The sequence below is a fragment of the Haloferax sp. AB510 genome (genome assembly GCF_024136985.1).
Classification (GTDB): Archaea; Halobacteriota; Halobacteria; order Halobacteriales; family Haloferacaceae; genus Haloferax.
In genome coordinates this window covers 1-16,010 of the sequence record NZ_JAMYJY010000042.1, presented here as the reverse complement: position 1 = coordinate 16,010, position 16,010 = coordinate 1, and the positions used below count along the sequence as shown (strand labels likewise).

General features: G+C 68.4%; 12 protein-coding genes. 8 read left to right on the top strand and 4 right to left on the bottom strand.

Annotation, left to right across the window (positions count from 1 at the left end; genetic code table 11):
* Positions 1-129: 129 nt before the first annotated feature.
* The 4 genes from NKF06_RS10005 to NKF06_RS09990 all read left to right on the top strand — a co-directional run bounded on the left by NKF06_RS10005 (position 130) and on the right by NKF06_RS09990 (position 5,039).
* Positions 130-753, top strand: coding sequence for a TasA family protein (locus NKF06_RS10005; protein ID WP_253245298.1), 624 nt, complete (start codon positions 130-132; stop codon positions 751-753).
* 106 nt (positions 754-859) lie between these two features.
* The gene (locus tag NKF06_RS10000; RefSeq protein WP_253245297.1) at positions 860-2,290 is read left to right on the top strand and encodes a TasA family protein; all 1,431 of its coding nucleotides are present in this window, start codon (positions 860-862) and stop codon (positions 2,288-2,290) included.
* A 3-nt stretch (positions 2,291-2,293) separates the two neighbouring features.
* Positions 2,294-3,130, top strand: a complete 837-nt coding sequence (locus NKF06_RS09995; protein WP_253245296.1) for a signal peptidase I — start codon at positions 2,294-2,296, stop codon at positions 3,128-3,130.
* 7 nt (positions 3,131-3,137) lie between these two features.
* A complete protein-coding gene (locus NKF06_RS09990; protein WP_253245295.1) occupies positions 3,138-5,039 on the top strand; it encodes a hypothetical protein in 1,902 nt (633 codons plus the stop codon).
* A gap of 33 nt (positions 5,040-5,072) precedes the next feature.
* Here NKF06_RS09990 and NKF06_RS09985 read toward each other — a convergent pair whose 3' ends face one another.
* Together NKF06_RS09985 and NKF06_RS09980 are read right to left on the bottom strand one after the other, a co-directional pair.
* Positions 5,073-5,429, bottom strand: a complete 357-nt coding sequence (locus tag NKF06_RS09985; protein WP_115882976.1) for a hypothetical protein — start codon at positions 5,427-5,429, stop codon at positions 5,073-5,075.
* 66 nt (positions 5,430-5,495) lie between these two features.
* On the bottom strand, positions 5,496-6,518 hold the full coding sequence (locus tag NKF06_RS09980; RefSeq protein WP_253245294.1) for an LLM class flavin-dependent oxidoreductase: 1,023 nt from the start codon (positions 6,516-6,518) through the stop codon (positions 5,496-5,498).
* 343 nt (positions 6,519-6,861) lie between these two features.
* On the opposite strand from NKF06_RS09980, the gene NKF06_RS09975 reads away from it, so the two are divergent.
* Both NKF06_RS09975 and gdhB read left to right on the top strand, forming a co-directional pair.
* A complete protein-coding gene (locus tag NKF06_RS09975) occupies positions 6,862-8,040 on the top strand; it encodes a M24 family metallopeptidase (RefSeq protein WP_253245293.1) in 1,179 nt (392 codons plus the stop codon).
* A gap of 26 nt (positions 8,041-8,066) precedes the next feature.
* Positions 8,067-9,374 (top strand): glutamate dehydrogenase GdhB, encoded by a 1,308-nt coding sequence (gene gdhB, locus NKF06_RS09970; protein ID WP_253245292.1) that lies wholly within the window; start codon positions 8,067-8,069, stop codon positions 9,372-9,374.
* Positions 9,375-9,455: 81 nt separating this feature from the next.
* On the opposite strand, the gene NKF06_RS09965 is transcribed toward gdhB, so the two are convergent.
* Both NKF06_RS09965 and NKF06_RS09960 read right to left on the bottom strand, forming a co-directional pair.
* Complete coding sequence (locus NKF06_RS09965; RefSeq protein WP_253245291.1) at positions 9,456-12,602, bottom strand: FAD-binding and (Fe-S)-binding domain-containing protein; 3,147 nt, start codon at positions 12,600-12,602, stop codon at positions 9,456-9,458.
* 6 nt (positions 12,603-12,608) lie between these two features.
* The gene (locus NKF06_RS09960) at positions 12,609-13,577 is read right to left on the bottom strand and encodes a D-2-hydroxyacid dehydrogenase (RefSeq protein WP_253245290.1); all 969 of its coding nucleotides are present in this window, start codon (positions 13,575-13,577) and stop codon (positions 12,609-12,611) included.
* Positions 13,578-13,706: 129 nt separating this feature from the next.
* Between NKF06_RS09960 and NKF06_RS09955 the strand changes: the two genes are divergently transcribed.
* Both NKF06_RS09955 and NKF06_RS09950 read left to right on the top strand, forming a co-directional pair.
* Positions 13,707-15,014 carry an amidohydrolase gene (locus tag NKF06_RS09955; protein ID WP_253245289.1) on the top strand — a complete coding sequence of 436 codons (1,308 nt, stop codon included), beginning with the start codon at positions 13,707-13,709 and terminating at the stop codon, positions 15,012-15,014.
* Positions 15,011-16,010: threonine/serine dehydratase (locus NKF06_RS09950; protein WP_253245288.1), on the top strand; the 1,000-nt coding region annotated here is incomplete at its 3' end. The genes NKF06_RS09955 and NKF06_RS09950, both read left to right, overlap by 4 nt.

Genomic DNA, 16,010 nt, shown 5'->3' with positions numbered 1-16,010 from the left:
TTCTGCCGGATACCGCATAGTGGTGGTATCGGATTATTGCCGCCTCATCGAGTAGCTATCCCTGAAGGTCACCCCACCCAGAACATCACGGAAGGGAGTGGGTGTATGGTGGGCCGCACGGAGAAACCGATGCCAGAGAAAGTATTCAAACTCACACGACGCCGCGCCCTCGGAGGACTCCTCACGATCGGTGCGGGAAGCGCCGCAGCCGGGGTGGGCACGTTCGCCCTGTTCAACGACACCGAATCAAGCACCGAGAACACGCTCCAGGCGGGGACGCTGAGCCTCGCCGACGGAGCCAGTTCCGCGAGCTTCAGCGCCACGGGTCTCGCGCCCGGCGACGAGACCGACACCTTCGAGGTGGACCTCGAAAACGACGGGACGCTCGACGGGAGCCTCGATATCGACCTCACGCTGACCGAAAACGATAGCGACGCCACGGCCGGCGACGACGGCGACGCGGACGCCTCCGTGGCGGACCTCGCGGGCGTCCTCGACGTGACGACGTTCGAAGTCGGGAGCCTCGACGTGCTCGCCGACCGCTTCGGCGGCTCGGCAACCCTCGCGGACGTGGTCGCCAACAACGACGGCGAGGACGACGACTCCAACGTTCGGGACATCGCGCTCGAATCCGGCGAGACCAAGACGTTCTCGTTCGCGCTGGAGATGCAGGAGAGCGCCGGCAACGAGTTCCAAGCCGACGGCCTCGACATCCAGTTCGACTTCGAACTGAACCAGCGGGACAGCCAGTAATCACACTTCGCGTTCGCGGGCGGCGCAGACGACGCGACCCGGTCGCATCCGACCGAGTTCACCTCTTTCGTCACGGCCGTCCGGACGCACTCGACGACGCTATTCGATGCCGAAACAGACACCAACGCTGACGCTCACTCGCCGCCGCCTCCTCGGCGGCATCTTCACGATTAGCGCCGGAAGCGCCGCCGCGGGCGTCGGCACGTACTCGGCGTTTTCCGACACCGAGCGCGCCGACGCGTCGTTCGGCGTCGGTACGCTCGACCTGTCGGTCGACGGCGACGACGAGCGGCTCACGTTCCTCGAAGAGTCCGGTCTCGCGCCCGGCGACAGCGGCACCGCGTCGGTGACGCTCCGTAACCGCGGGTCGCTCACCGGATTCCTCGACATCGACGTGCTCGGCGTCACCGACGACGAGAACGGCCAGTCCGAGCCTCCGTCGCAGAACGACCCCCGCGTCGGGGACGGCGAACTCGCACAGGTGCTCGAAGTCCGCGCGTGGCTCGAAGCCCCCGACGGGTCGAAGACGTTCCTCTGCGGCAGTTCCGGCTACGCGACCCTCGACTCGATTTTCGTCGCGGACGAGACGTTCGACCTCGACTACGAACTCGAATCCGGCGAGTCGGTGGCGTTCTACATCGCGTGGCGACTCCCGTCGAGCGCCGGCAACGAAGTCGCCTCGGACGTCGCGGGCGTCGACCTCCGGTTCGCGCTCGACCAGCGGGCCGACTCGGACGGCGACGCGACCTGCGAGGTCGACGACGATGACGGAGACGACGATAACGACGATGGCGACGATTCGGCGTCCGGTTCCGGTGACGCCCGCGACGCGATGGGCGGGTGGGACTGGGCGACGCTCGCCCGCTACGGCGAGCCCGACGACGACTCTGTTCACGGCAACTCGGAACCGGAGAACTACGAAGTCGCGGTGCTGAAGCGCGCCGGAAGCTCTGAGACTCGCGTCCACAAGCAGAACGACCACTGGCAGCACTCGTGGACCTCGGGACAGACCGAGCCGTTCCGCGTCGACTTCGACGGGAGCAAGGTGACGATGACCGTCGGCGGCACCGAGTACCCGGACAAGAACGGGCGGAAGGCGCAGGGCGTCGGCGCGGACGACGTGGTCGCGCTCGGCGTTACCGTCTCCGCCTCGGCCGCCGGGTCGTCGGTCGCCGTCTCGGACCTCGAACTCTCCGCGGACGGGGAGACGAGCACCCTCGCCGATGTCTCGGTCGATGCGACCGGAACGAGCCACGTCCGCATCGACCGCGAGATAGACGGCTCGTTCTCGCTCACCGGCACGCTCCGGTTTTCGTGGGACGCCGGCGAGGACGTTGACCCCGACGACCTCGTGGTGCGCGTCGACGTCAAGACGGACGACGACGACGACCACGGTCATCACGACGACGATGATGACGACGACGATGACCACCATGGTCACGACGGAGACTGGGATAGCGACGACAAGGACAACGACGATGACGATGAGGGCGATGAGGACGATGACAATGACGACGATGACGACGGAGACGACTGACCGATGAACTGGTCTCGTCTCGCCGCGTCGGCCCGCGTCCTCGGCAGCGTCGTCCTCCTCGTCGCCGTCGCTCTCGTCGTCGTGCTCGCCGCGCCGCAGGTCTTCGGTGCCGAGGCCAGTTACACCGTCCTCTCTGGGAGCATGTCGCCGACGTTCGACGCCGGCGACGTGGTGGTCGTCCGCGACGTTCCGCCCGCGGACATCTCGGAGGGCGACATCATCACCTACCGGGAGGCCGGAAGCGCCATCACCGACGAGCGGACCGACCACGTGACCCACCGGGTCGTCGCGGTGGACCGAAGCGGCGACAGCCCGGTGTTCCGGACGAAGGGCGACGCCAACGAGGACGTCGATTCGGACCCCGTCGCCGCTGACCGCGTGGTCGGGAGCGTCTGGTTCCACGTGCCGTACCTCGGCCTCGCCTCGCAGTTCGCGCAGTCGCGACTCGGGTTGGTCCTGTTCGTCATTCTCCCCGGCGCGCTCCTCGTCGTGACCGAACTCTACTCGCTGTACACCGACGCGCTCGTCGAGGTCGACCCCGACGAGTCCGCCGAGGCCGGAGAGAGCGACGAAAACGCCGGAAGTGACGATTCGCCCGGCGGACGTGCCGGTGTCGCCGCCGGCTACGTCAGCGCCTCGGACGGCGGTGTCACGCTCTACCCGGAGCGAACCGGCGTCCGTCTCTCGGACCCCGTCGCAGTTGTCGAACCGTCCTCCTCGTCTTCCGCCTCCGTCCCCGCCACCTCCGATTCGACCGGCGGTATCGAGTGGGTGACCGAACCCGCAGACCGCGATGCGGCGGCGGTGACGACCGACGAGTCCTCCGAGGACGGACGGTGATGCTCTCATGAGTGCACCGGACGGCGCGGATGCGCTCGACTGGTCGCCGGAGCAATCCCCCGAACTGATTCTCGCCGACGCGACCCGGTGCCGCCGCCTCGTCGACGAGGCGGAGGCCGACCGAGACGCGGACGCCTTTGAGACGGACGACTTCGACGAGGTCGACTTCGAGCGCCTCGAACGCGGCGACCGCGTGCTCTGTCTCCCCGGCGAGCGCCTGCCCGTCTACGGGGTCGTGCGAGCGGTCCGGCGCTGGGACCCGCGATCGGCGTCGTTCGTCGATGACGCCGACCCAACGACTGTCGAGCGCTCCTCGACCGACGAGGACGGGGAACCCCGAACCGACGAGCGCCCGGTCGGTGTCGGCGACGAGGTTGAACCCGGCGACCGGCCCACCGAGACGGCGCTGGTGGTCGAGTACCGCCCGCCGCGGGCGGGGTTGCTCCCGATTCCCCTGTCGCTCGCCTCGCTCTTTTCGGCGAAGCTTCTCGGTACGCTCTCGCCGCGCCTCTCGCACGTCGCCGGCCGGTTCGTCATCGTCTTCGTCGTCATCGGTATCGTGCTGGTCGGCACCGGCATGGCCGCTCCGGGGAGCGTCGACCGCTTCCTCGACGACAGCGGCATCAACGATGCGCTCTCCGACCTCCGGGGCGATGGCGACCCCGAGCCCTCGCCGCCGGAGGTCACCGTGACGCCTCCCTCGCCGACCCCGGACGACCCGCCGGATGAGACGAACGAGTCCGACGACACACCTACACCGACGCCGATACCGACGCCGACAGCGACCGCGACGACGACGCCGGCTACGACGACAGACACCGATTCGACGGAGACGCCGACTCGGACATCGGCACCGGCCTCGACGCCCACACTGACGAGCACCCCCAACACCCCCGAGCCAACCACTACGGCGCGCTCGTCCGGTGGCGGCGGTGGTGGTGGAACCGGTGGTGGTAGCTCCGGCGGCGACAGCCAAACGACGACCACGACCACGACCGCATCGTCACCCGCGCCCGACCCGACGCTGACGGTCGAGGCCGCCGACCCGCCGACGGTCCGAAGCGCCGACGGGACGGTCGGGACGCTCAGTGGCCCCGTGTCCGGGTCGCTCTCGTGGACCGGCGCGGTCGACAGCGTGGTTCTCGTGGTGAACACGTGGGTCCCCGACGACGGCTGGCAGGAGGAGCGCCGCGTCACGCTCCGGGAGTCGAGTCCGGTGGACATCGCCGCCGCGCTCGGCTCCGACGTGACCTACGCCGATGGCAACCGAACCGCCGGCTTCGCCGCCACCGACGACGGCGAGGCGACTGTCACGACGGGCTACGTCTCCGTGACTGCAGTGTTCTTCCGCGGTTCAACCGAGGTCGCCCGAACCGAGGAGACCGCGTCGTTCGACGTGACCGTCGAGAATACCGCCGGGAGCGCCCCGGAGGGCGTCGACCTCGAACTCGGGTCCGGCGGGGCCGGCGTCTCGCTCCTCGACACGCAGTCGGTCGCGCCCGGCTCCGCGGGCAACTCGACGGGGACGCTCACCAACCGCGGGCGCGACCCCGGCGTGTTGACGCTGGATTCGATGCCCTTCGAATCCGCGGAAAACGGTCGCTCCGGTCCCGAACTGTCGGCCGATTCGACGGGGGGAACCGACGAGGGCGAACTCCACGAAGCGCTCGCCGTCCGACTTCGTGTCGAGCGGGCGAACGGGACGAGCGCCTACGTGCTCGGCGACGAGACGACGTATCTCGACTTCGCCGACGTGTGGAACGAGTCCGTCTCGCTCGGCCGCCTCGACGGCGGGGAGTCGCTGTCACTCGTCGTCGAGTGGCGGATTCGGGAGTCGGCGGGCAACGAGATACAGACCGACAGCGTCGACGTGGAGTTCGTCTTCACGCTCGAACAGGTGACCGACTGAGCACCCTCCGACCCGGTTTCTCCCGGTCGTCGCTCACCCGACGAAGAGCCTGAGATTGAACGCGGTGGCGAACGCCCCGATGACGGCGAGCGTGACCGGCGGAAGGTAGTACAGCACCTTGTCGCCGACGCGAGCGCCGTAGACGCAGATTCCGAGACAGAGGAAAAAGACCGCGAGCTTCGGGAGGACGAGCCCCCACCGCCCGAGGGCGTCCGTGCTCGCCACGAGGAGGGCGTTGGCCTCGTCGAATCGGCGCTCGTAGTAGAGGATAGTGAGCGTCGTGACGATGTCGCCGACGCCGTAGGTCGAGAGCGCGATGAGCCAGAGGAGCGAGAACTCTCTCGCCTCGAAGGGCGTGTCTTCGAGCCGGAGATGACGTAGGCGTGACACACCCTACGTTTCGGGGTCCAGAATATGAAGTATCCGGGCCGATAGACTGTCACGGAAGCCGACGTATCAGACGAGGCCGACGCCCTCGGCGAGCAGTTCGTGCGAGCGGAGGCCGTCTTCGTGGTCGCCGACGACGTGCTGAATCATCATCTCGTCGGCCCCGACGCACTCGGCGAGTTGGTCCAACAGTCCCGAAATTGTCTCGGGACTGCCGGAAATCGCCCGCGGCCACTCTTTCGCTCCGAGCGTCGCGGGCGTGGGCTCCGGGACGCCGCCGAGTTCGTCTATCGCCTCGTCGACGGTCGGTCTCGTGCCGACCTCGCCGCGACGCATCCGCTTGTACGTCGCCTCGGCCACCGCGCGGAGTCGCGCTGCCTCCTCGTCGGTCTCGGCGCAGACGGCGTTCACCGCGACCATCCCGTGAGGTTCGTCGATGCCGCCGGCGAGCGGGGACGGCTGGAAGCTCTCGCGGTACTCCTCGAAGGAGTGGACGGCGAACTGCGGTCTGATGAAGCCCGCGAAGCAGTAGGGCAACCCGAGTTCGCCCGCGATGGTCGCGCTCGACGGGCTCGACCCGAGCACCCACGGGACCGGCGGGTCGCCGCCCGACCGCGGGATTTCGAGGTCCGCGTACGGGTGCTCGTCGGGGTAGTCGTCGTAGAGGTGGTTGATGACAGCCTCGACCTTCTCGGCGTGGTCGCCGTCGGGGTCCTCGACGTGCCGGTCCGTCCCGAGCGCCTGGTCCGACGCGGGCGACCCGTTCGCCCGCCCGAGTCCCGCGTCGATGCGACCGGGCGCGAGTCCGTCGAGCGCGCCGAACTGTTCTGCGACCTTGAACGGGCTGTAGTGGTTGAGCAGCACCGCGCCGGAACCGAGTCGAATCGAGTCCGTCTCCGCGGCGAGATGGCCGAGCAACACCTCGGGCGTCGTCCCCGCGAGGGTGCTCGCCATGCCGTGGTGCTCGGCGACCCAGAAGCGCGAGTAGCCCAGTCGCTCGGCTTGCGTGGCGGCCTCGACGGTGTTCGCGTACGCGTCGGTCGCGGTCCCGTCTCGGGGAACCGGGGAAAGGTCGACGACGGAGAGGTCCATGCCCCCGCTCCGAGATTGCGAGGAATAACGGTTGGGCTCCCAGCAGACGCGTACTGTTCTCTGTGGGTCGACGGCAATTAGAATTGCGCTCACATGGCACTACTACATGTCTAAATAATTTAGAACATTCAAATATTCTACCAAACTCAGATAATTCAGTTTGAGAGGTGAATTAGACGCGATTTGGGATGAGATGCATATATGAGATCTTCTGTGACAGATATGATCTTGTGTGAAATGCGCATTACTAATGCCCGCCGAGCCATTGGCGTACACAGAATCCGTGACCATGGTCCACAAAAAATTTTTACGGGCCCTATCCGATGGTTCGATAGAGGTTCCCATGCCAAGAGCCGTGTTCGACAGCGCCGAGTACGACAGACGCATCGCCCGTACCAAAGAGCGGATGGCCGAACGTGGGCTGGACGCGCTTTTCGTGAGCGACCCCGCGAACATGAACTACCTCACCGGCTACGACGGGTGGTCGTTCTACGTCCATCAGGGCGTCGTGGTCACGCGGGACCGCGACGAACCCGTGTGGGTCGGCCGCGACATGGACGCCAACGGCGCGCGCGCGACGACTACGTTGAGCGAAGAGAGCATCCGGCCGTACAGCGACGACCACGTCCAGTCGCCGCACGACCTCCACCCGATGGACTTCGTCGCGGCTGTGTTGGAGGACCTCGGCGTCGACGACGCGCGCGTCGGCCTCGAGATGGACGCGTACTACTTCACCGCGAAGTCCTACACGCGCCTGCAGAAGAACCTCCCCGAGGCGAGTTTCGAGGACACGACGCTCCTCGTGAACCGCGTGCGCATCAAGAAATCCGACGCCGAACTCGACTACATGCGCGAGGCCGCCCGCATCTCCGAGAACGCGATGCAGGCCGGCCTCGACGTCATCGAGGAGGGCGTCCCCGAGTACGAGGCCGCCGAGGCCATCTACTCGGCGCTCATCGAGGGCACCGACGACTACGGCGGCGACTACCCGTCTATCGTCCCGCTGATGCCCTCGGGCGACCACACGGGGACGCCGCATCTCACGTGGACCGACCGCGAGTTCGAGGACGGTGACCCGGTCATCATCGAACTCTCCGGCTGCCGGCACCGCTACCACTCGCCGCTCGCGCGGACGACGTTTGTCGGCGATCCCCCCGAAGAGCTGTCCCGGCGGGCCGACATCGTCGTCGAGGGGATGGAAGCCGCGCTCGACGCGGTCGAACCCGGCGTGACCTGCGAGGCCGTCGAGAAGGCGTGGCGCGACACCATCGCCGAGTACGGCATCGAGAAGAAAGACCGCATCGGCTACTCGATGGGGCTCGGCTACCCACCGGACTGGGGCGAGCACACGGCGAGCCTCCGCCCCGGCGACGAGACCGTCCTCGAAGAGAACATGACGTTCCACACCATCCCCGGCCTCTGGTTCGACGACTTCGGCGTCGAACTCAGCGAGACGTTCGTCGTCACGGCCGACGGGGCGGAGCCGCTGGCCGACTTCCCCCGCCGGCTATTCACAACTTAATTATGACTCCGGGTCACAGCCCTCATATGATGACCGAAGATGGCAAAAATCGAAACGGCGAAGCGGTCGCCGACGGCGGCTCGGAGTCCGAACCCGAATCGGCGCTGGCGACGGCGCGCAGGCAACTCGAACGCGCGGCGAGTCACGCCGACGTGGACGACGGCGTCGTCGCGCGCCTGAAGCACCCGACCCGAGTTCAGCAGGTGTCGGTTCCGCTCCGACGCGACGACGGGTCGCTCGACGTGTTCACGGGCTTCCGCGCCCAGCACGACGACGTGCGCGGGCCGTACAAGGGCGGCCTCCGTTACCACCCGGAAGTGACCGCCGACGAGTGCATCGGGCTCTCGATGTGGATGACGTGGAAGTGCGCCGTGATGGACCTGCCCTTCGGCGGCGGCAAGGGCGGCGTCGCGGTCGACCCGAAGACGCTCTCCGACGAAGAGCGCGAGCGACTCACGCGTCGCTTTGCCGAGGAGATTCGCAACGTCGTCGGGCCGAAGAAGGACGTCCCCGCGCCCGACATGGGAACCGGTCCGCAGGAGATGGCGTGGTTCATGGACGCCTACTCGATGCAGCAGGGCGAGACGACGCCCGGCGTCGTGACGGGCAAGCCGCCGGTCATCGGCGGCTCGTACGGCCGTGAGGAGGCCCCCGGTCGCTCCGTCGCCATCGTCACCCGCGAAGCCATCGACTTCTACGACTGGGACATCGAAGACACCACCGTCGCAGTCCAAGGGTTCGGTTCCGTCGGCGCGAACGCCGCCCGCCTCCTCGACGAATGGGGCGCGAAGGTGGTCGCCGTCTCCGACGTGGACGGGGCCATCTACGACCCGGACGGCCTCGACACGCAGGACGTCGAGGGCCACGACGAGCGCCCCGGCATGGTGTCGGGCTACGACGCCCCCGAGTCGCTCTCGAACGAGGAACTGCTCGAACTCGACGTTGACGTGCTCATCCCGGCGGCCATCGGGAACGTCATCACGACCGAGAACGTCGACGCCATCTCGGCCGATATGGTCGTCGAGGGCGCGAACGGCCCGACGACGTTCGCGGCCGACGCCGTCCTCGAAGAGCGCGGGATTCCCGTCATCCCCGACATCCTCGCCAACGCCGGCGGCGTGACGGTCTCGTACTTCGAGTGGCTCCAGGACATCAACCGCCGTCAGTGGTCGCTCGAACGCGTCCACGAGGAACTCGAAGCCGAGATGCTCAAGGCGTGGAACGCGGTCCGCGAACACGTCGAAGAACGCGACCTGACGTGGCGCGACGCGGCGTACGTCGTCGCGCTCTCCCGCATCGGCGGCGCGAAGGAGACGCGGGGCCTCTGGCCCTGAGCGGCTGAGCCTCGTACGACCCCTAATCGACCCGCGACCCGAGGGCTGCGGTGCGGCCCGTTTTCTTCTTCGGCGCGCTTCTCAGTCAGCGACCGCTTCGGCGACCTTCTCTATCGGGTGCGGCGGGTCGTCGGCCGCGCCGTCCATGTCCTCCAGTTGCGTCCGACAGGACGCGCCGGGGGCGACGACGGTGTCGCCGCGGCTCTGGCCGAGTTGGTCCGAGAGGATGTCGCCGATGGCCGTCGACAGCGAGTGGTGTTCGGCCTCGTAACCGAAGCTCCCCGCCATGCCGCAACAGCCCGAATCGATCGGGTCCACGTCGTAGCCGGCGCGCCGGAGGACGCCCACCGCGTGGTGGTCCTTGCGCGTCGCCTTCTGGTGGCAGTGACCGTGGTACGTCAGCGTCTCGTCGTCCGTCGACGCTGCGGCGTCGCAGTCGAGTCCCTCCACGAGGCGCTTCGCGTCGAGGTACTCCATGATGCCGTAGGTCTCGGCGGCGACGGTCTCGGCCGCGTCGCTCGAAAGCAGGTCGAGGTAGTCCGACTGGAACATCACCGCGTCCGAGGGCTCACAGAGGACGACGCTCCAGCCGGCTTCGACGCGGGGTGCGAGCGCGTCGACGTTCGTCTCGGCGCGCGCCCGCGACCGGTCGAGGAAGCCCTTCGAGTGGGCCGGGCGGCCGGTGGCGGTCACGTCGTCCGGAATCGAGACGTGGACGCCAGCGGCTTCGAGGACGCGGACCGCGGCCTTCCCCGCGTCGGGGTGGTTGTAGTTGGTGTAGCTGTCCGGGAACAGAAGCACCTTGTCGGTCGCCTCGGCCTCGGGGACGCGAGCGCCGCCCCGCGCCTCGAACCAGTCTTCCAGCGATTCGCGGTGGAACGTCGGGAGCGAGCGTTCCTTTGCGATGCCGACGGTCTTCTCCATGACCGTCCGCGCGCCCGGTATCTTCGCCGCCCAGTTCGAAAGCGGAGCGAGTCGCGAGCCCAGCGCGTTCAGCCGGTCCACCTCGGCGAACAGGCGATCCCGGAGGCTCGCGCCGTGAGACTCGTGGTGGGCGTGTTCGACCTCGGCTTTGAGCTTCGCCATATCGACCTCGCTGGGGCAGTCGCGGGCGCAGCCCTTACAGCCGACACAGAGGTCCAGCACCTCGCGCATGAACTCGGTGTCCGTCGCGTCGGCGTCGAGGTCGCCGCTCATCGCCTGCCGGAGCATGTTCGCCCGGCCGCGGGTCGATAACCCTTCTTCCTCCGTGGCGCGGTAGGTCGGACACATCACGCCGCCGGTGGTCGATTGGTCGCCCCGACAGCCGCCACAGCCGTGGCAGAGCTCCGCCATCCCCTGAAAGCCGTTTTCGGTGTCCCAGTCGAGTTCGGGGTCGAATCCGGCGTCGAACTCGTAGTCCGGATCGAATCGGAGGTTCTCGGTCATCGACACGTCGCCGCAGACCTGCCCCGGATTCAGGAGCCAGTCGGGGTCGAACGCGGTCTTGAGGTCGCGGAAGGCGTTCCAGAGACGGTCGCCGTACAGTTTCCGGTTCCATTGGGTCCGCGCGCGGCCGTCGCCGTGTTCGCCCGACACCGACCCGCCGGCCTCGACGACGAAGTCCGTCACCTCGTCGGCGATGGTCTCGAACGAGTCGAGGCCGTCGAGCGTCTTCGTGTTGACCAGCGGGCGGACGTGCAGCACGCCCGGCCCCGCGTGGGCGTAGAAACTCGTGTTCGCGTCGTGGTCGTCGATGACCTCGCGGAACCGCTCGACGTACCCCGGCAGTTCGTCGGCCGGAACGGCGCAGTCCTCGATGAACGAGAGGTGTTTCTCGTCGGTCGTCCGCGAGAGCAGGATGGGCGCGGCGGCCTTGCGCATCTCCCAGAGCCCCGCGCGGGCCGCCTCGTCGTGGGCTTCGAGCGCGTCGAACGCGCGGGCGTCGTCGTCGACGCCGACGCCGTCGGATGGGGTCGCCTCCGGCGTCACCGAGGGGGCGCGGGCCGTCAGCAGGTCGGCGACTTTCCGCCGGCCGTCCGCGTCGGAGTCGGCGTAGAACTCGACCAGCAGGGCCGCGCGGGTCCCGTCGGGGAGCGACGCGGCCACGTCGTGGAACTCGGCGGTGTCGAGCGCGAGGTCGATGAGCACGTCGTCGATGAGTTCGACCGCCGCCGGGTCGTGGTCGAGGATGGGGGCCACGTCGGCGGCGGCGTCGAACACGTCCTCGTAGGTGAGGAGCGCGACCGCCTTCGTCTCCGGGAGCGGTTCGAGCGAGACGGTCGCCTCGGTCACGACGGCGAGGGTGCCCTCGCTCCCGGCGAGCAGGCGCGCGAGGTTCACGGTCCCCGGCTCGCAGTCCGGCTCGGTGCCCGTCCCGTCGGCCAGCGGGCGCTCTCCCCGGACCTCATCGACCAGTGCGTCGAGGTTGTACCCCGAGACGTTGCGCTTGAGGTCCGGGTAGCGGGCGTCTATCTCCTCACGTTCCTCGTCGAGCACGCGGACGACCTCGGCGTAGATTCGGGGGAGAAGCGGACTGGCCGGGCCGTCTGCTCCCCACGCGTCGCTCTCGGGGTCGGCTTTCTCCCGGAGGTCGTCCACGCGAACCTCGCCGAACCGGTGGACGCTCCCGTCGGCGAGGACGACCTCGCACTCCTCGACGTAGTAGTCGGTCTTGCCGTACTTCAGCGAGTGCGCGCCCGTGGAGTTGTTACCGATAGCGCCCCCGAGGACACTCCGGTCGCCCGCCGCGGGGTCCGGGCCGAACGTGAGACCATGGTCGGCCGCGGAGTTATTGAGATCCGCGAGCGTAACCCCGGCCTGCGCGGTCGCCGTCGCCGCCTCGGCGTCCACCGACTGGACCCCGTCCATGTGCCGCGAGAGGTCGAGGACGACCGCCTCGTTGACGGCCTGTCCCGCGAGGCTCGTGCCGCCGCCGCGGGGGAGGACGGGAATCTCGCGGTCGGCGCAGTACTCGACGACGGCCGCCACGTCGGCGGTCGAAGTCGGCATGACGACGCCGACGGGGAGCACTTCGTACGCCGACGCGTCGGTCGCGTACAGCTGTCGGGTGTACTCGTCGAACCGCACGTCGCCGTCGACGAGGCGTTCGAGGTCGCGGACGAGCGCCTCGCGGTCGGTGTCGCCGCCGACGTAGTCGTAGTCGGCGCGCGGGTCGTCGCTGGGGTCGACGGACGAGTCGGTCCGCTGGCCGTCGCTTGAGTCGTCCGGACGTTCCTGCGTCGCCATCGGGGGTCAGTTCGACTCGGCGGCCAGCACTTGGTTCTCCAGCTCCTCGCCCTCGTCGAGCCGCCCGAGGTTCCCGGCGACGATGTCGGCGAGGCGGTCCCAGTGTTTCGGCGTGTGGCCGCCCGTGTGGGGCGTGATGAGGCAGTTCTCCAGCCCCCACAACGGGTGGTCAGCGGGAAGCGGCTCGGGGTCGGTCACGTCGAGGGCGGCCCCGCGAATCTTGTTCGACCGGAGCGCCGACACGAGCGCGTCGGTGTCGACGATGCCGCCGCGGGCGGCGTTGACGAGCACCGCGTCGGTCGGCATCGTGGCGAACTCCGCGTCCCCGATGAGCCCGCGGGTCAGGTCGTTCAGCGGGCACGCGACCACGACGTACTCGCTTCGGGAGAGCGCGTCGTGAACCGCGTCGGATTCGAAGCCGGCGACTTCGTCGGTCGGCCCGCCCTTCGACGGGGTGTAGCGGATGCCGATAGTCTCGACTTCGAAGCCCTGCAACCGCTGGGCGACGGCCTGCCCGATGGAGCCGAGACCGATAATCGTCACCGTGCTGTCGGTGAACTCGCCGGACTGGAAGTGCCGCCACTCGGCGCGCTCCTTGCGCCGCCATCCCTCGTGGAGGCGGCGAGCGAACACGAGCATGTTGCCGATGGCCTGCTCGGCGATGCCGGGCGCGTGGATACCGCCGGCGTTGGTGACCGCGACGCCGTGTTCCGCGAGCGCGTCCATCGGGACGTGGTCGGTCCCGGCGAACGTGCAGGCGAACAGTTCGAGGCGGTCGGCGTGGTCTAGGAGGTCTTCGTCTATCGTGATGCCCGTGACGACGCGGGCGTCGGCGACGAGTTCGCGTTCCTGTTTCGGCGTCCGGGCGAGCGTCACGGTCCGGTCCGGGAGGCGCTCGCGGAGCGCGTCGGCGTACGATTCCATCGAAAGGCCCTCGGTCCCCTCGCGGAGGACGACGATGTCTGTCTCGGTCATGGTGTGAGTCGCGCGCGTCGCGGGCGCGGTTGCTACATCGATTGGGTGACGTTCCCTTAGTCTTTTTGTGTAGTCGGTGTCCACGGATACCGTTTATACTTAAGTGGGTGGCGAGTGGTACGTGTACGCATGGCTGACGCCGTTCGAGCGCGATTAGCGGAGCTTCGCAGAGACCTCCATCGCCACCCGGAACCGGGCTGGTGCGAGTTCCAGACGACCGCGCGACTCGTCGAGGAACTGCGCGCCATCGGCGTGGACGAACTCGCCGTCGGCGCGGACGCCTACGACCCCGACGATCGGATGGCCGTCCCGAGCGACGACCGACTCGCCGAGTGGTACGAACGGGCACTCGACCGCGGAACCGACCCGGACCTGCTCGAATCTCTCCGCGGCGGGACGACCGGCTGTGTCGCCGTCCTCGACCGCGGTGAGGGGCCGACGGTCGGCCTCCGGGTCGACATCGACGGGCTGTTCATCGAGGAGTCAGACGACGCGGGCCACGACCCCGCCGCCGAGGGATTCCGCTCGGAGACGGGCGAGACGATGCACGCCTGCGGCCACGACACCCACATGACGTGGGGACTGGCGACGCTCGAAGCCGTCAAAGAAAGCGACTTCTCGGGTCGACTTATCGTGTTCTTCCAGCCCGCAGAGGAGATTTCGGGGGGCGGCGCGCCCATGGCGAAAAGCGAGTACGCTGCCGGCATCGACTATTTCTTCGCGGTCCACGTCGGCCTCGATCACCCGACGGGTGAGGTCGTCGCCGGCATCGAGAAACCGCTCGCCATGTGTCACATTGACGCGGAAATCGAGGGGACGACCGCTCATGCCGGCAAGGAACCGGAGGCCGGCGCGAACGCCATCCACGCGCTCGGCACCGCCATCGAGAGCGTCTACGGCATCCCGCGGCACTCCGACGGGATGACTCGCGTCAACGTCGGCCGGGTCGAAGGCGGCACCGCCAGCAACGTCATCGCCGACGAGGTCGAAGCCGTCGCCGAGGCGCGCGGCGAGACGACCGAACTCATGGAGTACGCGAAGTCCGAACTCCGCCGGCGGTTCGAGAAGGCGGCCGAACTGCACGGCTGCGAGGCGACGGTCGACGTGGTCAGCGAGAGCCCGCGGGCCGACAGCGACCCCGAACTCGTGGAGGCGGTCGCCGACGCTGCCGAGGGCGTGCGTGGCGTCAATCGCGTCGTCCCGACCGCCGACTTCGGCGCGAGCGAGGACGCCACGTTCCTCATGGAGCGCGTCCAGCGCGACGGCGGCCTCGCGTGTTACTCCATCGTCGGCACCGACCACCCGACGAGCCACCACACTGCGACGTTCGACGTGGACGAGCGGAGCCTCGAAATCGGCGTCGACGTTCTCACGCGGTCGATTCTCTCCGTCGCCGGAGTCGAGTCAGTACCGGAAATCGCGGGAACGAACCGATGAGCGACGGGCGCGTCACCGGCGAGTCGGCACCGCCAGCGTCCGAAATCGTCACCGCGGACGACGTGGCGGACGCTCACGAGCGACTCGACGGCGTGGTCCACCGGACGCCGCTCGATAGCTCGCGGACGATAGCCGACCGCTGCGGGGCCGAGCGGGTCGACCTCAAACTGGAGAACGTCCAGCGGACGGGGTCGTTCAAGATTCGCGGCGCGTACAACGCGATGGCACAACTCCCCGAATCGGTGCGCGAACGGGGCGTCGTCGCCTCCAGCGCCGGCAACCACGCGCAGGGCGTCGCGCTCGCGGGTGACCTGCTGGACATCGACACAACCATCGTCGTCCCCGAAATCACGCCGGCGGTGAAAATCGACGCCACCCGCGGCTACGGCGCGGACGTGGTCGTCGAAGGCGACCTGTACGAGGAGTCGTACGAACACGCCCTGCGACTCGCAGAGGAGGAGGAACTGGAGTTCGTCCATCCCTTCGACGACGCGGCCGTCATCGCCGGGCAGGGGACCGTCGGGCGGGAAATCGCGGCCGACGCACCCGACGTGGACACGGTTCTCGTCTCTATCGGCGGTGGTGGTCTCATCTCCGGCATCGCCACCGCGCTGAAGGCGCGCGACCCCGACGTGCGCGTCGTCGGCGTCCAACCCGAGGGCGCGGCCCACGCCAAGCCCTCGCTGGAGGCCGACGAGATTCGCATGCTCTCGGAGGTCGATACCGTCGCCGAGGGTATCGCCGACGCGCGGCTGTTAGAGCGGACGTTCGCGGTCGTCCGCGACCGCGTCGACGACGTGGTCTCGGTCGACGACACGGACCTCGCGGTCGCCACGACGGTCCTCGCAGAGCGGGCGAAGACGGTCGCCGAACCGGCTGGCGCGGCCCCGGTCGCCGCGCTGCTGTCGGGCGCGGTCGACGTCGAGGGAGAGCGCGTCGCGGCCGTCGTCTCCGGCGGCAACGTCGGTCTCTCCGAACACGCTGAACTGACCCGCG